Source organism: Legionella adelaidensis (genome assembly GCF_900637865.1).
GTDB lineage: Bacteria > Pseudomonadota > Gammaproteobacteria > Legionellales > Legionellaceae > Legionella_A > Legionella_A adelaidensis.
This window is the reverse complement of record NZ_LR134421.1, coordinates 51,345-72,970: the sequence shown is the minus strand read 5'-3', so window position 1 is coordinate 72,970 and position 21,626 is coordinate 51,345. Positions and strand designations below refer to the sequence as shown.

The following is a 21,626-nucleotide window of genomic DNA, read 5'->3' as shown; positions in this document are numbered from 1 at the left end:
ACAATAACGCATAAGGATGTTAAGCACCAAATTTTTGGTCAGATGATGGAGTTTTTTCTTTTTCACTACTCTCATCTAATTTGCTAAGTTTATCCAATAGCGTTTTAGTTCTTGTGCTGATGCTTCCTTTGTCCATATCGGGAAAGTCTTTTCTGACTGTTTCAACCGCATAACTAAGTGGGTAACCTCCATCTAACAGTCTTAATATTTCTTCCAGGCCAAAGACTTTATTTTGTTTTCTTGATTTATTTGGGTATGGCCAAAAGCTATTGATTTCTTTATTAAGTTGATTTATCGCTTTTTGAATTTCAGTTTTTACTTCGGCAAGAGGATCGTGAGCATCGATTGTTAGTGGATTTTTGTCGCTGTCAGGCTTTTCAGAGAAAAATGTACCATATTGTTGTTGTGGCTTGGCTGCAACAACTGCTGGCACGGGTTTAGCGGGTGGAGTAGAAGCCGCTGGAACGGTTGGGGCTGCTAGCGGAGCAGTAGGAGCTGCTTTCGGCTGGGCAGTTGAGGGGGATAGTGACGTAATTATGGGCTCAACTTTTCTCTTAACCATATCTTCTTTCGCGGTTATGGTTATGTACCCTGATTCTGAATCATTTTCAAAAACTGAAATACCTTGTGATCGTAGGGTTTGCAAAATGAAAGCTTTGGAAGCCTGATCAGAAAAGTCCAAAATAATTTTATCCTGATTCCTTCTGGTATCTCGGGCATAAAAAGCCTGAAACCCTGTATTCATTTGCTTCAAACGAAGTAAATTGTTAATTATTTGTGTGGTTTCTACCGCTTGGTTTTTCTTTTCTATCGTTTGCTTTGGTAACGGTTGTGGTGGAGCAGAGGGCTGCACTATGTTAGTCATGACTGGGGGAGGCGGTGGTAAATCTCTACCAGTTTGGGGTCGGTCTAATGTAGGCATGGACTCTATTGATGGTGCAGCAGCTGCTTGTTCACCACGGGGATTGAAAGTGGGATCAATACGATGGCTAATGCGATCATGAATAATATCATAGGTGCCTAATTGTGTCCCTGATATAATAGGCCTTTGAGCAGAAAGAAATGTATCGCCAGTTGAATGGGGAGGATTTTTTAAATTAGCATCCCCCAGAACAATTCCATTAAAATTTTCTATAAAAAGCGCTGTTTCTGCTTGCTTGGTAAAATCCCCGTGTATATTGACAATATGAAATTCGCGACCCGTAGCAATTTCCTTTACCTTATGAATTTGTCCACGATTGTTTAAACAAGGTTTGTTTCTATAATCACTTGCATCATGAGGATCAACTGGATCAATAGAAAACTTTCCACGCTTATATAGCACTGTTGTGCCAAATTTATGAGTACCTGTTTGCTTCCAATGCTTGGCTATGTCAGAAAGAATCCAAGCACTTTCATCGCATATGTTTAATTGTAGCTGTAGCGCATCAAACTCGGGCGTACCTGGTGCGGGGACTTCTTGTAATGCGATTAAATCGACGCCCCCTGTATGAAGCATCGTATATATATAGTCAGCCATCGCCGCCATGCGGTCAGTTGCAGACACTTGATCTTCAAGGTAAGTAATCCCCAATGGGCTTTTTAGGGACGGTGCTATTGGAGAATTGGGATGTAAAATATTTAAGGTAGCCAAGGTACCAAAGGCTGTACGTTGCACCATTGGCTGATGGTCGGTAATGGGATACATCTTCCCGTCTCTTCCCTGGATAGTGGGAACAGGTTCAGAAGAAATAAGGTAATGAGTCATAATATAATTTTCCCCAGTTTAAGTATTCTCAAATAATACCTATTTTTTTGTTTTGTGTCAAACTAATCGCCTCATTGTGCAAACATTGAGTAGCTTATGTTCCCTCTTATTAATAATCCATTAAAAATCCATGCCCATTATTTTTTTGTTGCAATTAATTTCATTTAGGGTAAACTTTGCTCAATATGAAAAGAAAATTATTGTATACTTCACTGATTGCAATCCTTATTGCAATTGCAGCTTTATCTGCTTGGTTTTTTTGGCCAAAGCCAAGTAATAAAATCACGCTGCGGCCTATTGCATTCAAACATTTGAACGGTTGGCAACAAGCGGATTTTTTTGCCTCTTTTAAAGCATTTAAAATTTCCTGTAGCGCTTTTCTCAGACAGTCCCCGGAAAAGTCAGTGGGCAGCCAATTCATTGACTTAAAGGTAAAAGATTGGATCCCCGCTTGCCAGGCAGCTTTTTCAGTAAATGGCAACAATACACAAGAAATCCAAGCTTTTTTTGAAAAATGGTTTGTGCCGGTAGCTTTCCATGACAACAAGCCAATCAAAGGTCTTTTTACAGGATATTATCTGCCTTTATTAAAAGGGAGCTTAAAAAAGACCAAAGAATATCCAACGCCTATCTATCGTGCACCTAAAAATTTAATTTCCGTTGATTTAGGACAGTTTGATCCTAGCCTAAAACATCATCGCAAGATTAAAGGAAGAGTAAAGGGAAGCTCTTTAGTTCCTTATTTTACACGCAAGGAAATTAAAGCAGGGGCTATAGACAAACATGCTGAGGTGGTTGCCTGGATTAACAATGACGTAGATAGACAGTTTTTAGAAATTGAAGGCTCCGGCTTGTTGCAATTAGAAGATGGCTCGCAAGTTTATATAGGCTATGAAGATCAAAATGGCGCTCCTTATACTTCCATTGCCAAAGTACTAATTGATATGGGGGTAATGACACGTGAAAATGCATCAATGCAACGTATTCGTACCTACCTGAAGAAGCATCCCGAAAAAGTGGAATCTATACTCAACCAAAATAAATCCTTTGTTTTTTTTAAAATTTTAGAACAACAAGGGGCTTTAGGAACGCAAGGAGTCGTGTTAACGCCAGGTTATTCTTTAGCAGTTGACAGAAAATGGGTCCCTATTGGTGCTCCCGTTTGGCTAACTACGACCCGTCCTGGCCAAAATTTTAAACAACAAGTTCCGTTTAATCGCTTAATGATTGCTCAAGATACGGGTGGCGCCATCAAAGGTGCTGTTCGGGGTGATGTCTATTGGGGTGGAGGGGCCTCTGCTGCCAATATTGCCGGCCATATGAAAAACCCAGGGTACTATTGGTTGCTCCTTCCTCGCCACAAGGCTAATCAATTCCAACAAATCACTATTGACCCCAGTTGATTAAAATTACTTCAATTGGTTCATAATTTACTTTATCCCTTACTTATCCTAATCTAAGAATAGATAGTATATAAACGGAGTAACAATGCGTGCTTTGCTCGCGCTAGTTTTGTCTGCTGTGATGAGCATCTCTTATGCAGATGAGATTATAGGCTATTCTGCCTATGAAAATGGGGACTATACTACTGCGTATCAAAATCTGATTGGTTCGGCTAAAAATGGCAATGAGGAAGCAATGTATCTCATTGCTCGTATGTACCAGTTTGGTTTGGGAGTCAATAAAGATCTTAAACAAGCTATTTATTGGTATGAAAAATCCGCCCAAAAGAATTATCCACAATCTGAATTAAACATGGGATTTTTATATGATGCCGGCGAAGGTGTTCCACAAGACTTTAAAAAAGCATTTTATTGGTATTTACGGGCAGCTGAAAAAGGAAACCCTATTGCCCAGCGCAACGTAGGTCTCATGTATGCTACTGGTGAAGGAGTAGAATCCAACGAATTAGAAGCATTTAAGTGGTTTCAAAAATCCGCCGAGCAAGGGTATAGCAAAGCCCAAGTCAATTTGGGTTATCAGTATATGATGGGGTATGGAATCCCTAAGAACATTAATAAAGCTTTTTATTGGTACGAGCAAGCAGCGATGCAAGGAGATGATAAAGGCCAGTATAGTTTAGGTCTATTATACAGCGGTAATTATGGCTATCCTGCCAACCAAAAAGCGGCTACCTATTGGCTGCAACAAGCAGCTAGCCAAGGCCATGTACGTGCTATGGCATACCTGGGTTATCAATATTTAAATGGTTTGGGAGTGGAAGCAGACCCTACTCGCGCTGCATTTTGGTTCCAATCATCGGCAGAGCAAGGAAATTCTTTTGCGCAAGCCCAATTAGGCCAATTATTTTTGAGTGGTACAGGGTTACAAAGAGATTATCAAAAAGCAGCTTTTTGGTTTAATAAAGCAGCCGAACATGGCAATACTATGGCTCAGGGAAAGTTAGGCTACCTATATGCTACAGGACTTGGGGTAACGAAAGATGATATAAGGGCCTATGCCTGGTTAAAAATAGCAGTCAAAAACAGCAATGAACAAGCAAAGCGCGATTTAGAGCGTTTGGAAGAAAAGCTCACTGCAGAGCAAAAAAAGGAAGGGGAGATTTTAATTAATCAGATTAATAAAAGAATTGTAAACGAAGAAGAAGCGGAATAATTATACAGTATTCAAACTTTCCATCACTACGCCGACAGAAACTTTACCTTTATTATCCCGTGCGCGCTTAACAACCGTATAACTAATTAAAATCGTGTCTTGAAATTTTACGTTCGCCACCACTAAAAAATATTGGCTTTCCAGTGTTATTTGTTCTATGGGAATATCACTCCTCTTCAGCAAGGGCGTAATACTCTGCAAATTATCTATCCCTTTTTCTTCTCTGGCCTTAATTATTTCCTTTGCAGTGGCATCATCTATACCATTACCTAAAGCCATAAGTACTTGTTTGGGAGCTGTATTTATATTTATGGAGGTGACTTCAGGCAGAGCGGTAACCCAGGGTTCAAGTGATTGATAAAGTGCAGGGGTTACATCAGCAATTAAACGAAATTCAGAAATATTTTGTAAGGGTAAGTTACTGGGTAAATAAGGTGGTTTTTGAGCCAGATAATAGTCAAGAAATGGATCTTTCCCTTTATCTAAACGATAGGGGCTCACCCAGTGCGTTAAAGCAGCACTCAGTGTTTTTTGTTGAGAGCTATTAATGGGAACGGCAATATTTTTTAAAAGTTGCAGGAAAAAAGTTTGGTATTTTTTGTCTTGCACATTATTTAGATTAAATTTAGCTTGCAGGTCGATAATTTCCCCAGTCACCTTAAATTCAGAGTAATCAGTTAGAAAATTGGGAGGAGGAACAATCGATGATGAAAAAAACATTTTCTTTTGGCCTAATTTATCTAAAGCCCAAAATAGAACTCCTTGCGTTGCCAAGTACATCTTATCATGCGTGGTAGTTAACTGCGTACGATAAATATCTAATTGTAAACGCATACTCATAGCAGTGGCCGCTATTGCCACTAAAGTCATAATAAATAAAGCAGTAAGAAGGGCGCTCCCCTGCGATTTACGCTGCATAGAGTGAACCTGGTATAATCAATAGCAGACTCATATTTCCCCATTCTTTTATGGTTAGTGTTAATTGTACGGCTATGGGAAGAGGCTCTCTTTTCAGGCTTCTTGTTTGTAGGCTTTCTTGCCAAGAATCAAGTACTTGCCTGTTTCTGTCCAAGTAGGCAAAAGTACATTCCGACAGGTTATGTAAAATAATTTCTTCTTCGCTATGACGGTCTGGCGAATCTGTACGTTCCCAGCTTTGCCGGATTAAAGAATTGTTAGTACAGCGATACGCTATTCGTTTTAACGTGCTTCGTTTTTCTAGCGCTTGCGGGTTTAATAAACCACCGCGCGTAAATTCTAAATAGGTATGCTCGCCTATGAAGGCAGGGGCAATAGTCATTTCAGCCTCTCGAATAGGACGGTCAATTGTCTGCTCGATATCTTTATTCATCAGAGCTAATGCTAATTGCAATTCACTTAAACGACTGGATTGCTCATTCAAGCGCGTTCTTGTTTCAAAAGCTTGATATAATGCAGTAGAGGTTATTACTGCAAGAATGGCAAAAACAACCAATGCAATCATAATTTCTATGAGAGTATATCCCATCAACTTATTATTCATTATTAAACCTATACCCTATGAGAGTATGAGTAAATGGACCGCTTTTATTTTTGCTTATTACCACAACAATTTTCTGCATTTTTTTAACGGAGGTTGGCAGCAGCTTAACTCGCCAATACCACGAAACACCTAACATTTCTGTAACCTGGGAAACCTCTTCATTTACTTGTAAAGGTAATAATCCTAGCTGAACCATAGCAATTCCTTGCATCCCAACCCAGTGCGCAATCGTTTTTTCTTTAATCCTTTGAGTGTAATTAACATCTTGTGAGCTCGCTTTTAATAAAGCGGTCAAAGCAATTGCTATAATTGCCAGAGCTAAAAGTACTTCGATAAGGGTAAAGCCCTTTTTTGCACTCATTTGGGTTTCTCAATAAAAAATTCCCCGCGGTTAGTCCCATTTATGGTCACGAGTGGCTGTTTTTTCTCATTATTAACCCGCAGGCTAAAAGGTGTAATGTCACCGGCATTATTAATAACAATCGAAGGATTTGATTTACGTTCGGATATAAGCTGAATTTGTGCATTTTTAGGAAAATTTCGCGGGTGAAATACCCCTTTCGCCGGTAAATTTTCCCATTTGTTTGGGGGGACATAGCGCAATACAGTATATGAATTCTGGTTGATTGCGATGCCAAATGTACTTGACTCTAATATAGCTCGCTGTTTTATTAGTTGTAAATAATTTACAAATTCTTCTGCCGCGATAGTTACCCTGCGCGATTCGCCAAAATCTCCAAAAGCAAGCAGTGCAAAGCTTAAGGTAATACCAATAATGACCAAAACGATTAATATTTCAATTAAAGTAAAACCGCGTCTTACTTTATTTAGCATCCCAATTTCCGATTTCGGCATTAATTCCACTACCACCTGGCTTCCCATCCGCCCCTAATGTAAAAATATCGATTTCACCATGTTGCCCTGGATTGAGATAAAGATAATCTCTATCCCAAGGATCTTTTGGTAACGATTTAAGATATTGCTTCCAGTCACGGGGAACAGGACTAGAGGCAGGTTTTTCTACCAGGGCTAAAAGCCCTTGGTCTGTAGTAGGGTAATTGCCATTATCCAGCTTATACAGATCCAGCGCATTTTGAATAGAAAGAATGTCTTGTTTTGCTTTAACTGCTCTTGCTTCGTCGGGTCTTCCCATAATTTTAGGCACAACAATGGAAGCCAAAATACCTAATATAACTACCACGACCATAATCTCAATCAATGAAAAACCTTTGCTCATACGCATAAAAAACCTCGCAAGTTAACCTACTAATTGCTCCATAGAAAAAATCGGCAATAAGGTAGACAATACAATAAATAATACCACTCCGCCCATCATAATAATTACCAGGGGCTCCAATAGGGTAAGAGCTGTATCAATCACGCGTTTTACTTCGTTATCCATATGTAACGCGGCTCTTTCCATCATTGGAGCCAGTTGGCCACTTTTTTCACCACTCGCAATAAGATGTACAGCCATAGGATTTAAAAAGCCTGTGTCTTTTAGTGCTTGACTAATAGCAGATCCTTCTTTTACTTTTAAAGCGGCATTTTCAAATGCTTCGCGCATAATACGGTTATTAATTAAGCTGGTCGCAACACGCATGGTCTCTAAAACACTCACTCCTGCAGCAAATAATATACTAAAAGTATGAATATAGCGGGCAACATTTATCGATTTTATAAGGTAGGCAATCATTGGAATTTTTAAAAGTGTACGATGCCATATGGTTTGAATTGGGGCGTAGGAAAGACTTTTCATAAAAATGAATAATAAAATAATTAAAAATCCTAACAAATAAAAACCATAGTTTTTGGTAAAGTGGCTTATGCCAATGAGAACAAGTGTCATTTGTGGGAGAGCTTGTCCACTTCCACTAAAAACCTCAATAATTTTGGGAACTACAAAGGCTAATAAAAAGCTGATAATCGCTATGGATACAATGATCATTAACGAAGGATAAATTAAAGCCTGTTGAATTTTTTGCCGTGTTGCTTGCTGTTTTTCCGTATAATCAGCCAGTTTTTCTAGTACCACATCTAATTTACCCGTTTGTTCCCCAGCAGCTACAGTTGCCCTGTAAAGCTCAGGAAAAGCATTCGGATACTCACCCAAGGCTTGGGCTAATGAAAACCCTTCTAAAACCTTCGATCGTATGCCAATAATCAATTGCCTTATTTTATCTTTTTCGGTTTGCTCACTTACCCCTCGTAGAGACTCTTCTATGGGAATACCGGCGGACAATAGTGTAGCTAATTGACGAGTAAACAATGATAAATTTTGTGCAGAAAGTCTATTTTTATGACTTATTTGTTTGGTTTTTTTTAATGTATAAATATGAGTAGGCACCAACCCCTGGTCCCGTAATAATTGTCTAGCATGTCTCTCCGAATCAGCTTCAATTATTCCTTTACAAGAAGATCCTGATTTTTTTAGAGCTTGGTATTGATAAGCGCCCATTAGCAAAGCTTCTAAGCAAAATGATTAGTTTAATCTATTGGGTTTGACAAGTCACTTAAGGTACACTAATCGAAGCAAATCATGGAGAGAAGAATGAGCAAAAATGAAGTATTAGATGCTATAAATAAGTATGAAGCCAAATTTGTTGACTTACGATTTACTGATACCTTAGGCAAAGAACAACATATCACTATTCCCATTTCTTCGGTTGATGAAGAATTTTTGGAGTATGGCAAAATGTTCGACGGTTCTTCCATTAAGGGATGGCAGAAGATTCACCAATCCGATTTAGCATTAGTTCCCGATCTCTCTACTATTTTACCTGATCCTTTCTACCAAGAAAGTACATTAATTATTCGCTGTAACGTGGTGGATCCTCAAACTATGTTAGGGTATGACCGGGACCCGCGTTCTATCGCTCAAAGGGCCGAAGCCTATATGCGCTCGACCGGCATTGCCGATGAAGTATATTTCGGCCCCGAACCCGAGTTCTTTATTTTTGATGATGTACGTTGGGAAACCAACATGAGCGGTTCTTTTTATCGTATTGATTCGGAAGAAGCGCATTGGAATTCTGGTAAAGCATTTGAAGGCGGAAACATAGGACATAGACCGAATGTAAAAGGTGGTTATTTCCCTGTGCCACCGGTTGATTCTTCTCAGGATATTCGTTCTGCTATCTCTCTAATGCTCGAGTCTTTAGGGATGGTAGTAGAAGCACACCATCATGAAGTAGCTACGGCAAATCAATGTGAGGTAGCAACCCGATTTAATTCGCTCACCAAAAAAGCGGATGAATTACAAATTTTAAAATATGTAGTACATAACGTAGCCCATAATTTTGGTAAAACAGCTACATTTATGCCTAAGCCTCTTGTCGGTGACAATGGCAGTGGCATGCATTGCCATCAATCTTTGGCTAAAAATGGCAGCAACTTATTTTCGGGTGATCAATATGCTGGGTTGTCGGACTTGGCACTTTATTATATTGGCGGCATTATTAAGCATGCACGGGCATTGAATGCATTTACCAACCCTGCAACCAATAGCTATAAACGTTTAGTACCTGGTTTTGAAGCGCCTGTTCTTCTTGCTTATTCAGCACGCAATCGTTCTGCAGCCATTCGTATTCCTCATGTGGGTAATCCTAAAGCAAGAAGAGTTGAGGTGCGTTTCCCTGATCCAGTGGCTAATCCATATTTAGCCTTTAGTGCAATGATGATGGCGGGTCTCGACGGAATTCAACGTAAAATTCATCCCGGACAACCCATGGATAAAGATCTTTATGATTTGCCACCGGAAGAGTTAATTGATGTGCCCACAGTATGTGGTTCTTTGGAAGAAGCAATGCGGCATTTAAAAGAAGATCAAGAGTTTCTTCTACAGGGGGATGTATTTAGTAAGGAATTTATAAATAGTTACATTACACTAAAAGAATCTGAAATTTCACAGGTAAGGAGTTTTGTACATCCTTATGAATTTGAATTGTATTACAGCAGCTAAGAGATAAAGATTGAAAAAATTTATTGGATGTCTTGCCCTGCTCGTAACAACCGCTTTGCGAGCAGAAATTTATACCTGGACTGACAGCAGTGGAGTGGTTCATTTTAGTGATAAGCCACACGTAGGTGCTACTGAGGTAAAACTACCGTCCGTACAAACTTTTTCTAATCCACCACCCGCTGAAAACTCTGCACCTGCTTCATCCCAACCTGAAGATATTTCGGTAGAAAATGCCGTTAATTCGGAGGAAAATGCTTATAAAATTACAATAATGGAACCAGCTGATCAAGCGACTATTCGGAACAACCAAGGATATGTCCCCATTGTTATCAGTATGGAACCGGAATTAAAAAAAGAAAATTCTTTGCAATTAATATTCGATAATAAACCAGTAGGCGAACCGCAAGCTGCCACGGTTTTTTCTTTACGAGACGTAAACCGCGGTACGCATACCATTGCTATTCACGCATTGGATGAAGAGGGCGAAGTCATTGCCACAAGTAATACAGTGACGTTTTTTATGCATAGGCCTAAGATTGGTGGCGGTTAGGAAATGAAATCTATGAAAAAGACAACCTTGATTATGCTATCGCTACATCAAGGCTACATATATTGAAGAAGCCTCAGTCGTAGCCTTGATGAAGTGAAGCGAAATCAAGGAATAATTGATCCCTATAGTCATACTTGAAATTTATAAACTTACCCTCATATACGCATGAACAAAAGTATGAGGAGATTTTTTCATGGCGAATAAGCAACAAACTATGGGCTTTCAAACTGAAGTTAAACAAATGCTTCATTTGGTAGTGCATTCGCTTTATAGCAATAAAGAAATATTTTTACGCGAGTTAATTTCAAATGCCTCTGATGCATTAGATAAACTCCGCTTTCTTGCACTCGCAAATAGTGAATTGTATGAAGGGGATTCTGACCTAAAAATCACTGTTGAATACAATGAAAAGCTTAAAACGATTACTATTTCTGATAATGGAATTGGTTTAAGTTGGGATGAAGCGGTTGAAAATTTAGGTACTATAGCCAAGTCAGGTACCAAAGAATTCCTCAGCCATCTTTCTGGTGAAAAGGCTAAAGATTCTCATCTAATTGGTCAATTTGGGGTGGGATTTTATTCTGCTTTCATTGTTGCCGATAAAGTCACTGTTAAAAGTAGAAGGGCTGGTTTAAAACCTGAAGAAGGGATCGTTTGGGAGTCTACAGGTGAAGGTGAATTCACTATCAGTCAAGAAACTAAGAAGACCCGCGGAACGCAAATTATTTTACATATTAAAAAAGAGGAAGAAGAGTTTTTAAGTGACTGGCGTTTGCGTAGCATTATAAAAAAATACTCTGATCATATTTGTTGGCCTATTGTAATGAAAACAATGGACGAAGAGGGCAAGGAAACTACAGATTTTGAGGCGGTAAATAAAGCAACAGCATTATGGACTTTGCAAAAATCAGAAATTACTGATGAAGAATATATAGAGTTGTACAAACATATTTCACATGATTATCAAGCTCCTTTGATTTGGTCTCATAATCATGTGGAAGGTAAACAAGATTATATTAGCCTTCTTTATATTCCCAGCCATGCACCTTATGATTTATGGAACCAGGAAGTCAAACATGGCTTGAAACTTTATATTAAGCGTGTCTTTATTATGGACGACGCTGCTCAATTTCTCCCACGTTATTTGCGTTTCGTTAAAGGGATTATTGACGCCAGTGACTTACCTTTAAATGTTTCGCGAGAAATATTACAAGACAATCGTCAAGTAGACAGCATTCGCTCCGCTTGTACCAAACGTATTTTATCGATGTTAGAGAAATTAAGTACTGATGATAAGGAAAAATATCAAACATTCTGGGATCAGTTTGGACTGGTTCTCAAAGAAGGACCTATTGAAGATCCGGCTAATAAAGATACTATCGCCAAGTTGCTGCGTTTTGCCACCACGCATAGCACTTCGGAAAAGCAAGACATTGCCTTAGAAGAATATGTTGGTCGAATGCAAAAAGATCAAGACAAAATCTACTACATCACCGCTTCTAGCTATAATGCCGCTAAAAATAGTCCTCATTTAGAAATCTTTAAAAAGAAAGGAATAGAAGTTTTACTCTTAAGTGATCGCGTCGATGAATGGTTAGTAAATTACTTAGGCGACTTTGATGGTAAAAAACTCCAATCAATCAGCAAAGGCAAAGTTGATTTAGAAGATGAGAAAGAAGTAAAAGAGAAAGAAAAAAGTTTAGCTCCTCTCTTAAAACATATTAAAGAAGTGCTAGGTGAACGTGTTAAAGAAGTGCAGGTCACTACCCGCTTAACCGACTCCCCAGCTTGTGTCGTAGCTGATGAACAAGATATGGGTCTTGAAATGCAAAGAATTTTGCAAGCAGCCGGTCAGCAACTTCCAACTATAAAACCTATATTCGAGATAAACCCGGAACATCCTCTTATTAAAAAACTGCATGATGTGCAAGATGATGAACAATTTAAACAATGGGTAATCGTGCTGTTTGAACAAGCCGTGTTAGCCGAAGGGGGGCAATTGGACAACCCGGCAGATTTTATACGCAGGGTCAATAAATTGTTAATGGCGTCATAGTAGGTTACGTCGTAGTTACCTGTATTATGTCCCGACATAATACAGGTCTGCTACTGGAACTATTCGGCTCGCATGTCATCATGGATTAAGCAATACGCATTCTGGGTTTTTTATCTTGCGATAAAAAAAAGCTCGCAAAATGCGAGCTTTTTAGCGTCATGCGCTTTTTATTCGTCAGTTAGACGGAAATATTTTGTGCCGAAATAACGTTGTAATTTTTTGCGTATTGTACCACGGCTTATGCCTAGCATTTTAGCTGCTTGGAGTTGATTGCCTCTGCGCTTTTCCATAACCGCTTGTAATAGAGGAGGTTCAACTTCAGAAAGGATCATGTCATATAATCCATCAATTGATTTGTTTTTATTTTCGGCGAGAAATCTGGTAACTAAACCATACACTAAATCTTGAAGACCTTGATCTTGGCGATTTTCAATTGCAGTATGATTTTCAGCAACATTCATCATTATAAACTTCCTTATTTTAGTTAATTACCTATTCCAACGCTTCTTAAGTTTTTACCCTAAAAAAGCAAAATTAATTGTACATGAAGGACATTTGAGAAGCTAGTTTGACTCAATTAATTAATTAAAAAAATTTCTCGTTCAATTAGTTGACTTATGGAACAATCCGCGGCCAGTGTAGAAAGGGAGTGTCTTAGTTGCATTAATTTGTTTTGCATTCGGGTAACCGCTGCTTTTTCACTCAAAAATTCAGCCACCATTTTGCTTAATTCGCGCGCATTAAAGTCATACTGTAAAAGTTCAGGAACAATCATAGTATTTTGTAATAGATTACATAGGCCCAGGTATTTAACTTTAATGAGCTTCATAGCAGCTATATAAGTTAACAAAGAAGCTTTATAAACAATACACATAGGCTTGCAAAGAAGGGCACATTCCAGTGAAGCTGTACCGGAAGCTACTACCACTGCATCACTACATGAAACCGTTTCTAACATAGCATTTTGCGTAAGTGTATAAGATAAGGGCATGTGCCTTAAATAACTTTCAACCAATTCTGCTTTAATGGTTCTGGCAACCGGAATAACTACATGTAAATCCGCCGGAAACTGTTGGGAAAGTAATGTCATACCAGCTGCCATAATGGGTAAATGCCGCTCTATCTCATGTGTTCTACTGCCGGGCAGTAATGCTATAATTTTTTTATTCTTAGGGATATTGAGTTTTTTACGTATTTCTTCCGTGTTTTCATTTAGTTTTACCGTATTAACTAAAGGATGACCTACAAAAGAAACAGGAATATCGGCAGCTTCGTATATTTTTTTTTCAAATGGCAAAATAACTGCCATGTGATCCACATTTTTTTTGATTGTAATCAGTCTTTTTGCTTTCCATGCCCATACTTGGGGACTAATGTAGTACACCACTTTGATATTTAATTTTTTTGCAAACTGTGCCAAGCGAATATTAAAACCTGGGTAATCCACCAGCACTAATAAATCCGGTTTTTCATTAATTAGATGTGTTTTTATTAACTTAAAAGCTTTTTTTATTGTTTTAAAATGGCGAATTACTTCGGAAAATCCAGTCACACCATATTTGGCTAAATCGCTAATTAATTCAGCACCTGCTTCTTTCATATGATCACCACCAATACCCGTAATGCGGAGTAGGGGGTGCTTTATTCGCAATTCACTAATAAAGGAGGCTGCATGAATATCACCTGATTCTTCACCGGCCACAACAACAATATGTTTAGGCTTGGTCATAGCGAGCAAGTAAATTGCTTTTAATAAGAGAAGTAATTTGTTCCGCGGTATCTAAAGCATTTAAGCCATCTTCACCAGTAACCAACGGTACAGTATCTTTTTCGATGCATTGAATGAAAGCTTTAATTTCCTCTAATAAAGCATCTCCTTTTTCAAAAACAGATTCATGCCTTGTAATTTCTGGAATACCAGGAAACATTTCACCCTCACCCTTTTGAAAAACAGCAAATTGTTTATTGTGAAAATCAATCGAAATATAGGAGTTGGGTTGGAATATGCGCGTTTTACGTTCTGTTTTGAAGCTTATGCGGCTTGCGGTGACATTAGCAACACAACCATTTTCAAAACTAATCCGTGCGTTGGCAATATCAATATCAGAGGTTAGAACAGGAGCTCCTTGGGCTTCAATGTGTTTAATGGGGCTGTTAACAATACTTTGAATTATGTCAATATCATGAATCATCACGTCTAAAATAACATTAACATCCGTACCACGGGGATTAAACGGTGCTAACCGTTGTGATTCAATAAAAAGGGGATGATCTAAATGCTCTTCTAAAGCCAAACGAGCGGCATTGAAACGTTCCAGATGGCCTACTTGTAATTTTACGTGATGTTTTATAGCAACTTGTATTAACTCTCTTGCCTGGTTTACCGTTTCAGTAATAGGCTTTTCAACGAGTACATGAATACCGTTCTGTAAGCAATCTTTTGCTATTTGAAAATGAGCGTTAGTAGTCGCTGCAATGCTCACCGCATCCACTTTTCCGAAAAGTTGATGGTAATCATTATAGGCAGAAACCCCGAGTTCATCGGCTACAGACTGGCATATTGCAGGATTGACATCACAAACGCCTACTAAATCAACATTCAACAATGATTTGAATTTTTGGGCATGAAATCTCCCAAGATAGCCAACACCTATTACGCCACAACGAATTTTTTGCATAGATAAAATACTGCTAATAATTTGAGCGTATTATCTCATTATCTCTGGGACATGGCAATTTTAGGCTTATTCACCAGCATCTTTACATTCATTTCTTGAGTTTTCCTCACATAATGACTCGCAATCATCAGAAGCATCGGATGACGCACACTTATTCATGCAATCGCTAATGCGCTGTTGATAGCAGGTTTGTTGATCATTTTGCTGATCCTGTGTGTCAGTAGATGATAATGCGTCGTCAGCATTTGCAGTAAAACTCAGGGTAGTAATAAACAGCAAAGTTAAAATTCTAATCATTTAATCATCCTTATGATTTATCCAATCAGCGTAATGGGGTTGCCTGCATGCTGCTTTATTGTATTAGCCGCCTCTACTACTACAGGAAAATATATTCTCATGTGTTGATAGGAACTACTTTGGCTAATAAATTCAAAGGTAGTATTATAAAGTTTAATAAATGTACCATCCGATTGAATTTGTAGTAGAACTTTGTTGATTTCATCTATTTTATCGTTGTTTTCTAACGTGGCGGCAATCCCTAATCCTTCGCCTACGTTATATTCTTCTGGCAATATTTTAATGATATCAGAATGCTGATTTTGTAAATAAGCAGCACTTAAATGGTTAATAAATATAGCAGCGATCTTTTCCGATTTGAGGGCAAGAACCATATTGCTCTGATCTTCAAAAGGAATGGTCGTTAATTCGCCTATAAAGTTTTGTTGTAAATAATCTATATACACTCGACCAGTTAACGCGCCGACGGATTGTCCTTTTAAATCCTCCACACTTTCAACCTTACTACTTGCCAAGACTAAAAAACTTCCTTTCGCTACAAGGTAAGGGATGCTAAAACTAAATTCTGTTTTTTTGTCGGAAGTAATCACTAGAGAGCCTATGACAAAATCTACTTGATTTTTTAGCAGGGCAGGATAAAGATCAAAATAACGCATGGGAGTATACGAACACGTCCAAGCCAAGCGTTTACATACTTCATTCATGAGATTAATGTCTGCCCCTCTCGGTCCACTTACAGGATCATTGACTGAAAAAGGAGGATCATAAATAGGAACGCCAATTTGAACAGCTGAAAAACAGGTAAGAGTAACCATCAAAAGCATGAGGGTTAAAATTGGGTATATTTTTTGCATGCATTTTCCTTCCGTGAATCACCTCAAAAATATAAGTGAGTCGACTAAGTTTATCAAGACAAAAAATTGCAGGTTGCTGATCGATCATATTTTTTGAATATCCTTGCAGGCTTGGCACCTGCCAGAATGACTCGATTACATTTGCTCTGTATCAATCCTGCTTTATAATTAATTTTGAACTGCATAATTTATTTTGAATCATGCATTAACTCTAAAAGAGTATGTAAATGATCCGCTTCCTTTGCAGGCTTATCCCAACGAATGCGATGAATACGTGGAAAGCGTAAAGCTAGTCCGGATTTGTGGCGAGTGGAAAAATTAATCGCATCAAAAGCTACTTCAAATACTAATTCTTTTTTGAGCTCCAATATAGGGCCGAATCGATTAAGAACATGATGGCGAATCCAGTGATCTAGTTGATGCAACTCTTCGTCTGTGAAGCCAAAATAGGCTTTTCCTACGGGTAATAATTGGTCCTCTTGCCATACACCGAATGTATAGTTCGAATAAAGAGACGAACGTTTTCCATGTCCGCGTTGCGCATACATGAGAACTGCATCTATTAAAAAGGGATCACGTTTCCACTTATACCATAGGCCACTGGGTCTTCCTGGTATGTAAAGGCTATCTTTTCTTTTTAGCATCAATCCTTCAATTTGCTTGTCTTGTAGTACTTGCTCCTTTAAAGCGATTAAATCATCTGAATGGGTAAAAGGTATATTATCTGATAAATACATGCGCCTTGGTTTGTGTATGTTATACCAATCTTCTAATTGTTTTCTTCTTTGAAGATAGGTTAACTCATAAAGGGGAGCTCCTTTAATCGCCAAAATATCATAAAGAATGATTGCTGCGGGTAATTTTTCGATTATTTTTTTATTTGGCTTTTTACGATTTAAACGTTGTTGTAAATCGTTAAAAGAACCGATTTGTTTCTCTGTTCGTATAACTAGCTCACCGTCCAGCACTACTTCTGCTTGTATTTCCGCAAGAATATCAGGAAAGGACGCATTAATTAGATCACCTGTACGAGAGAAGAGTGCTTTTCCTGCTTTATTGCTCACTACTTGTACTCTTATCCCATCATATTTTGGTTCAAGAGCGAATAAGTCGGGAGTAATCGTGGGTAAATCTTTTTTCTTGAGTGCATGGGAAAGCATTACCGGATGAAAAAATAATTTTTCTTCAATTACAGGAGCTGGTAATTTTTCGGCGAGCCAGGCAAAGAGCTCAAGATACGGAGGTGAAATAGCATGCCATAAGCGCTCAATCTCTTTTATATCTACCGCTCCTAACTCAGATAATACTTTTTTAATAAAACGGCTAGAGACGCCAACTCGAAGGCTGCCAGTGCCCAATTTTAATAGGGCCCATCTTTCTACTGCATTCCCTCTATTTAATAGTTCAATTAAATAGCTGGCATATTGCGTCTCATTTATTGTATTAAAGGTAAGCACAATTTCAGACAACTTAGGCATAGGTAATTCTTTGTTTGTAGGCCAAAGCAAGGAAATGGTGTCCGATAAATCGCCTACATAATCTAGCGAAAGACTAAATAAATAAGGATCGATACGGTTACTAATTATTTCTTTAATAAGGGAACGTTTGAATGTGGGGAAAAGGAGCGTATTAGCTAGAATGGCTAATGCATATCCTCTTTCTGGATCGGGAGTATGTTTAAAATAATTTTGCAGTAATTGTGATTTTTCCAGGGTACTATAAGTGAAATAAAGATTATTTAATAACTCGGCAAACTCATTCATTTATCGGCCTCATCATAACCTAATAAATGTAATGATTTAGCTTTCATTCCAAGCTGTCTTAAGGCATAAACAAGTGCCTCTTCTTGCCCATGGGTAACCCAGACTTCTTTAGGGTTTATCTCTACAATCGTTTTAATAAGTTCGTTCCAATCGGCATGATCAGATATTACCAGAGGTAAATCTATTTGCTTTTGCTTGGCACGTGCTCGTATTTGCATCCACCCGGAGGCCATAGCCATACGCACGTCTACTACCCGTGTCCATTTAGCTTTGCAAGGCAGAAGGAGGGCAGAATACAATCTTACCCTGCATATCTTTTAAACTTTCTATTTTTTGTAAACTACCTAAATCCACTCCTATTGATTGATAATAATTACAGTATTTTTCAAGAGAAGGGTGCAAATAAAGTGTGTGTTGATAATCCATAAGCCGCAAGGTTTTAATAATTCGCTGGCATTTACCAATAGGATATACCGCTAGCAAATGACAAAAATTATTAAAAATATGTAGTGAAGAGAGTAACTTGGTTAATTCATCTTCAATAGCGGGATGTTGAAAAACAGGCAATCCGAAAGTTGCCTCTGTAATAAAAACATCACAAGAACATACATTAAACGGCTCGCAGGTAGGATCAATAGCTCTTTTATAATCTCCAGAAAAAATAATTTTTTGATTCGCATATTCCATTACTATTTGTGCACTTCCCAAAATGTGCCCTGAAGGAATAAAAGTGAGGCTTACACCATTGAGCTGAGTTTGCTGATTATAAGACACTTCAAAATAATCTTTTGCACATCCATCACCAAAACGAATCTTCATAATGGAGATAGTAGCAGGAGTGGCAAATACCTTTTCATGTCCGGCACATGCGTGGTCGGAATGAGCATGACTTATAATTGCAGTGGAAACGGGAGATGAAGGGTCAATATAGAAATCCCCTGGTATACAATATAATCCTTGCTTTTTTGTAATTAACCAGTCTCCCAACTGCATGCAACAATTACCGCGGTGAAGTTATTATCGGGGGGGCCTTATCTGAGGCAGAAGAAGCCTTACGAGGGGTTCCCATAGGCGGCATTTGCCCAGTAACTGAAGCCTTACGTGGAGTACCAAAAGGCTGCGGGGCTGTAGAATAAAATGGGAGATTTCGCACCTCATCAGCTCTTTCTGTGTTCTCTGTTAACAGATTCTCAGAGTTTGCCCTACTCATTGATAAGATAATACTGTCTTCGCCCATAATTTGGAATTGAAGTACTGAATCTCTGATTAATTGCTCGCAAAATTCAAAATCCTCAGACTCCCAATAATATTGATAATAATAAACCATCGCCTGCAGTAAATAATGATTAACCATCTGCATATCAAGAAAATAATGTTCATCGGAAATGTGTTTAGGAGGATTAGGAGCGTATATATATTTAAGTAGTGTATTAACGGACTCATAAAAGCGTCGGAATTGTGGCATGGACTCACTGGGAATCCACCATATTGAAAAGATATTATGACGTTTTACCGAAGTTTTATTAGGAAGCAAAAACTTTTCATACACTAGCCTATGCAGGGGATCGCGAAAAGGCGTTTGCGGGGAAATAATGACATCATCAATTGCCAATGAGGCACGTACAGAAGAAGGCAAAGAACCTTTGCGATCAGTGGAAAATAATGCAGCCGCTACTTGAGTAAATGGGAATTCCGATTTATTTAACTTTCTCTCAAGCAAACTATTAAACCCGGTTGGCTTGCCCATTGGCAGAGAAATGAATGGGGGAGCAGTAGGAATACGCGCAGTGGTATCCTCCGAATCTACTCTTTTCGGGGCCTGTTCTTCATCTACTGCTTGCGCCGGCATCTCAACAATATGAGAAATTCCTCTATCGATAGGCAGTCTTTCTCTTTTCTCTCCACTGAAATATTGGACAAATTCCATTAAAGAATTTGGTAATGCGTTAGTTCTATAAAATTCAACTGTAGTTAATCTAATATCCGCTAGCCTTTGCGTTAAACCGTCAGCAGCTTCACTAAATTCCAGTTGGTATTTGCCGAAATCTTTTCTTTGTGCGAACGCTTTGTCAAATGCACTGAGAACCTTATCGCCTGACTTTATTGCACCAGCTGCTTTTTTCGCTTGGATGCTTTCATAAAAAGCTGTCCAAACTAAATCAAATGAACGTGTGAACTCTTCGAATGTTTTGTTTGCAACATATACGAGAGTTTCAGTAATCTGACGGCCCTCCGGGCTCATGAAAAGCCAGTGTTCTCCATACGCTGCACCAATCGTTTTACATTGGCTAAGCATTGCATGTAAGTTATAAACGCGGAGAATACTTCTATATACGTTGCGGATATTATTAAGCCGGGAGGCCATTTCTCCAGAATCAGCTAAAGTAATTTCCCAGTATCCCCACTCCTGATTTGTGGGATCTTGCAGCGCCGGGGGTAGTGTGCAAGGCAGATCTCCTGGGCACTCTCCTTCTAGAAAATGATCAATTTGTTCTAAGGACAGCGATGCTATACTACTGCGATAATCATTACCGCTAACTCCCGCTGCGATTAATGCTTGCATAAGCCAGTGGGGCAATCGCTTCCTTCTTAACTCACTTATTGCAGGCCTATGCGTTTGGGTCATATCAATAAATGGGATTACTTCAAGTTCAAGCGTAAACGATTCCGATCTACACATTAGATACATTATTTTGAAAACTTGCGCAGACATATGGGAGATAGAGTTGTCTAGTTGGGTCAAGTTGTATTGAAAATTCGTTTGGCAAAGTCCTTGAGAAACCTCTTTAATCGCCTTAAGGTTTAGAATTACTTCGTTCAAGGCAGAGATGGGATTATTCCTTCGGGCTAATCGTTCACTCGATTCTGGTTTGAGAATGGTTGTCTTAACCTTCTCACAGTAAGAAATTAAGGTTTCAATTTCTTGTAAAGTAGAAGCCTCATTAAATTGTTTTGCCGAGAGTTGTATAAGCATGGTAACGAGATGGGTGAAAAACATTTCCTCCACTCCCCCTGCGCGAATACTCCCCTCTGTTCGTTTTGAAAGAGAATCAAAAAGTTTTGCTAAAGTATTGAAAACTCCTCGTAAGGCATGGCAAATAGGTGCGGGTTTTATATTTATCGCTAGAATTTCACCCTGAAGTGCTACACTAAAATGAGCGAAATTAGAAGAAGAACTAAAATAAATAGGTCTATGTTTTTCATCTAGCCCCCATGAGTCTGGAGGAGCTCCATAACCGGGTTGCTCACAATAAGCAGCTTTTAATTGCACAAGCCTTTCTTGATCTTCCACACTAAATCCAGCAGCACGTGAGCGTTCTTTGATGGGATGGTTTTTATGAAATGTAGGGGCAAAGCCTGGGCTAAACATACTATATTCCCTTATTTATTATTGTTTTTCTTTAATTAAGAATAGAACATCATTTTGCTTTTGCATTGCAGGATAAAATTCAAACAACATCTATTCACAGCATTGGCGCACATAATAGAAGAACTTGGCAAAAAGGCAAGAAGATCTAGAGATAAATAGCAATTGCGAAAATTAGGGTATGGATGAGTGAAAAATAAATTAAGGTTTAACAA

At 38.6% G+C, this 21,626-nt stretch carries 21 protein-coding genes; 5 read left to right on the top strand and 16 right to left on the bottom strand.

Going from position 1 to position 21,626, the window contains the following annotated elements:
• Positions 1-19: 19 nt before the first annotated feature.
• On the bottom strand, positions 20-1,747 hold the full coding sequence (locus EL206_RS04510) for a hypothetical protein (protein WP_131739683.1): 1,728 nt from the start codon (positions 1,745-1,747) through the stop codon (positions 20-22).
• A gap of 185 nt (positions 1,748-1,932) precedes the next feature.
• Between EL206_RS04510 and mltA the strand changes: the two genes are divergently transcribed.
• Both mltA and EL206_RS04500 read left to right on the top strand, forming a co-directional pair.
• The gene (mltA, locus tag EL206_RS04505) at positions 1,933-3,150 is read left to right on the top strand and encodes a murein transglycosylase A (RefSeq protein WP_058461581.1); all 1,218 of its coding nucleotides are present in this window, start codon (positions 1,933-1,935) and stop codon (positions 3,148-3,150) included.
• Between the two features lie 85 nt (positions 3,151-3,235).
• Positions 3,236-4,363: a tetratricopeptide repeat protein gene (locus tag EL206_RS04500; RefSeq protein WP_058461580.1), complete on the top strand. Its 1,128-nt coding sequence runs from the start codon at positions 3,236-3,238 to the stop codon at positions 4,361-4,363.
• Here the strand turns inward: EL206_RS04500 and gspK are convergent, their stop codons facing one another.
• From gspK to gspF, 6 genes are read right to left on the bottom strand one after another with little or no spacing between them, the layout of a single operon-like run.
• On the bottom strand, positions 4,364-5,281 hold the full coding sequence (gspK, locus tag EL206_RS04495) for a type II secretion system minor pseudopilin GspK (protein ID WP_058461579.1): 918 nt from the start codon (positions 5,279-5,281) through the stop codon (positions 4,364-4,366).
• The gene (gene lspJ / locus EL206_RS04490) at positions 5,271-5,885 is read right to left on the bottom strand and encodes a GspJ family T2SS minor pseudopilin variant LspJ (protein ID WP_058461578.1); all 615 of its coding nucleotides are present in this window, start codon (positions 5,883-5,885) and stop codon (positions 5,271-5,273) included. The genes gspK and lspJ overlap by 11 nt, the downstream gene beginning before the upstream one ends.
• On the bottom strand, positions 5,878-6,246 hold the full coding sequence (gene gspI, locus EL206_RS04485) for a type II secretion system minor pseudopilin GspI (protein ID WP_058461577.1): 369 nt from the start codon (positions 6,244-6,246) through the stop codon (positions 5,878-5,880). The genes lspJ and gspI overlap by 8 nt, the downstream gene beginning before the upstream one ends.
• Positions 6,243-6,719, bottom strand: coding sequence for a type II secretion system minor pseudopilin GspH (gene gspH, locus EL206_RS04480; RefSeq protein ID WP_058461576.1), 477 nt, complete (start codon positions 6,717-6,719; stop codon positions 6,243-6,245). The genes gspI and gspH overlap by 4 nt, the downstream gene beginning before the upstream one ends.
• Positions 6,709-7,128, bottom strand: coding sequence for a GspG family T2SS major pseudopilin variant LspG (gene lspG, locus EL206_RS04475; RefSeq protein WP_058461575.1), 420 nt, complete (start codon positions 7,126-7,128; stop codon positions 6,709-6,711). Before lspG ends, gspH begins: the two co-directional genes overlap by 11 nt.
• 15 nt (positions 7,129-7,143) lie before the next feature.
• Positions 7,144-8,343 (bottom strand): type II secretion system inner membrane protein GspF, encoded by a 1,200-nt coding sequence (gene gspF / locus EL206_RS04470; protein ID WP_058461574.1) that lies wholly within the window; start codon positions 8,341-8,343, stop codon positions 7,144-7,146.
• A gap of 93 nt (positions 8,344-8,436) precedes the next feature.
• On the opposite strand from gspF, the gene glnA reads away from it, so the two are divergent.
• The 3 genes from glnA to htpG all read left to right on the top strand — a co-directional run bounded on the left by glnA (position 8,437) and on the right by htpG (position 12,452).
• Positions 8,437-9,846: a glutamate--ammonia ligase gene (gene glnA, locus EL206_RS04465; protein WP_058461573.1), complete on the top strand. Its 1,410-nt coding sequence runs from the start codon at positions 8,437-8,439 to the stop codon at positions 9,844-9,846.
• Between the two features lie 10 nt (positions 9,847-9,856).
• Positions 9,857-10,396, top strand: a complete 540-nt coding sequence (locus EL206_RS04460) for a DUF4124 domain-containing protein (protein ID WP_058461572.1) — start codon at positions 9,857-9,859, stop codon at positions 10,394-10,396.
• Between the two features lie 193 nt (positions 10,397-10,589).
• Complete coding sequence (htpG, locus tag EL206_RS04455) at positions 10,590-12,452, top strand: molecular chaperone HtpG (RefSeq protein WP_058461571.1); 1,863 nt, start codon at positions 10,590-10,592, stop codon at positions 12,450-12,452.
• A gap of 167 nt (positions 12,453-12,619) precedes the next feature.
• Here htpG and EL206_RS04450 read toward each other — a convergent pair whose 3' ends face one another.
• From EL206_RS04450 to EL206_RS04415, 9 genes are all read right to left on the bottom strand, one after another.
• Positions 12,620-12,916: a helix-turn-helix domain-containing protein gene (locus EL206_RS04450; RefSeq protein WP_232048515.1), complete on the bottom strand. Its 297-nt coding sequence runs from the start codon at positions 12,914-12,916 to the stop codon at positions 12,620-12,622.
• A gap of 113 nt (positions 12,917-13,029) precedes the next feature.
• Positions 13,030-14,181 (bottom strand): lipid-A-disaccharide synthase, encoded by a 1,152-nt coding sequence (gene lpxB, locus EL206_RS04445; protein WP_058461570.1) that lies wholly within the window; start codon positions 14,179-14,181, stop codon positions 13,030-13,032.
• Entirely contained in the window at positions 14,168-15,130 is a 963-nt protein-coding gene (locus EL206_RS04440; RefSeq protein ID WP_058461569.1) for a Gfo/Idh/MocA family protein, read from the bottom strand. Before EL206_RS04440 ends, lpxB begins: the two co-directional genes overlap by 14 nt.
• Before the next feature lie 66 nt (positions 15,131-15,196).
• Positions 15,197-15,427, bottom strand: coding sequence for a hypothetical protein (locus EL206_RS04435; RefSeq protein ID WP_058461568.1), 231 nt, complete (start codon positions 15,425-15,427; stop codon positions 15,197-15,199).
• A 17-nt stretch (positions 15,428-15,444) separates the two neighbouring features.
• A complete protein-coding gene (locus EL206_RS04430) occupies positions 15,445-16,281 on the bottom strand; it encodes a transporter substrate-binding domain-containing protein (protein ID WP_058461567.1) in 837 nt (278 codons plus the stop codon).
• A 188-nt stretch (positions 16,282-16,469) separates the two neighbouring features.
• Positions 16,470-18,044 (bottom strand): cisplatin damage response ATP-dependent DNA ligase, encoded by a 1,575-nt coding sequence (locus EL206_RS04425; protein WP_058461566.1) that lies wholly within the window; start codon positions 18,042-18,044, stop codon positions 16,470-16,472.
• On the bottom strand, positions 18,041-18,283 hold the full coding sequence (locus EL206_RS10175) for an MBL fold metallo-hydrolase RNA specificity domain-containing protein (RefSeq protein WP_233419385.1): 243 nt from the start codon (positions 18,281-18,283) through the stop codon (positions 18,041-18,043). The genes EL206_RS04425 and EL206_RS10175 overlap by 4 nt, the downstream gene beginning before the upstream one ends.
• Before the next feature lie 25 nt (positions 18,284-18,308).
• The gene (locus EL206_RS04420; protein WP_202971922.1) at positions 18,309-19,037 is read right to left on the bottom strand and encodes an MBL fold metallo-hydrolase; all 729 of its coding nucleotides are present in this window, start codon (positions 19,035-19,037) and stop codon (positions 18,309-18,311) included.
• 7 nt (positions 19,038-19,044) lie between these two features.
• Positions 19,045-21,414, bottom strand: a complete 2,370-nt coding sequence (locus EL206_RS04415) for a hypothetical protein (protein WP_058461565.1) — start codon at positions 21,412-21,414, stop codon at positions 19,045-19,047.
• Between the last annotated feature and the right edge of the window lie 212 nt (positions 21,415-21,626).

Coding starts and splice junctions, on each gene's coding strand:
- EL206_RS04450 (WP_232048515.1), bottom strand. CDS start 12,916: ATGATGAATGTTGCTGAAAATCATACTGCAATTGAAAATCGCCAAGAT.
- EL206_RS04430 (WP_058461567.1), bottom strand. CDS start 16,281: ATGCAAAAAATATACCCAATTTTAACCCTCATGCTTTTGATGGTTACT.
- lpxB (WP_058461570.1), bottom strand. CDS start 14,181: ATGACCAAGCCTAAACATATTGTTGTTGTGGCCGGTGAAGAATCAGGT.
- EL206_RS04435 (WP_058461568.1), bottom strand. CDS start 15,427: ATGATTAGAATTTTAACTTTGCTGTTTATTACTACCCTGAGTTTTACT.
- htpG (WP_058461571.1), top strand. CDS start 10,590: ATGGCGAATAAGCAACAAACTATGGGCTTTCAAACTGAAGTTAAACAA.
- gspH (WP_058461576.1), bottom strand. CDS start 6,719: ATGCTAAATAAAGTAAGACGCGGTTTTACTTTAATTGAAATATTAATC.
- mltA (WP_058461581.1), top strand. CDS start 1,933: ATGAAAAGAAAATTATTGTATACTTCACTGATTGCAATCCTTATTGCA.
- EL206_RS04440 (WP_058461569.1), bottom strand. CDS start 15,130: ATGCAAAAAATTCGTTGTGGCGTAATAGGTGTTGGCTATCTTGGGAGA.
- gspI (WP_058461577.1), bottom strand. CDS start 6,246: ATGAGTGCAAAAAAGGGCTTTACCCTTATCGAAGTACTTTTAGCTCTG.
- lspG (WP_058461575.1), bottom strand. CDS start 7,128: ATGCGTATGAGCAAAGGTTTTTCATTGATTGAGATTATGGTCGTGGTA.
- EL206_RS04510 (WP_131739683.1), bottom strand. CDS start 1,747: ATGACTCATTACCTTATTTCTTCTGAACCTGTTCCCACTATCCAGGGA.
- glnA (WP_058461573.1), top strand. CDS start 8,437: ATGAGCAAAAATGAAGTATTAGATGCTATAAATAAGTATGAAGCCAAA.
- EL206_RS04425 (WP_058461566.1), bottom strand. CDS start 18,044: ATGAATGAGTTTGCCGAGTTATTAAATAATCTTTATTTCACTTATAGT.
- EL206_RS04415 (WP_058461565.1), bottom strand. CDS start 21,414: ATGTTTAGCCCAGGCTTTGCCCCTACATTTCATAAAAACCATCCCATC.
- EL206_RS04500 (WP_058461580.1), top strand. CDS start 3,236: ATGCGTGCTTTGCTCGCGCTAGTTTTGTCTGCTGTGATGAGCATCTCT.
- EL206_RS10175 (WP_233419385.1), bottom strand. CDS start 18,283: ATGGCTATGGCCTCCGGGTGGATGCAAATACGAGCACGTGCCAAGCAA.
- lspJ (WP_058461578.1), bottom strand. CDS start 5,885: ATGAATAATAAGTTGATGGGATATACTCTCATAGAAATTATGATTGCA.
- EL206_RS04420 (WP_202971922.1), bottom strand. CDS start 19,037: ATGCAGTTGGGAGACTGGTTAATTACAAAAAAGCAAGGATTATATTGT.
- gspF (WP_058461574.1), bottom strand. CDS start 8,343: ATGGGCGCTTATCAATACCAAGCTCTAAAAAAATCAGGATCTTCTTGT.
- gspK (WP_058461579.1), bottom strand. CDS start 5,281: ATGCAGCGTAAATCGCAGGGGAGCGCCCTTCTTACTGCTTTATTTATT.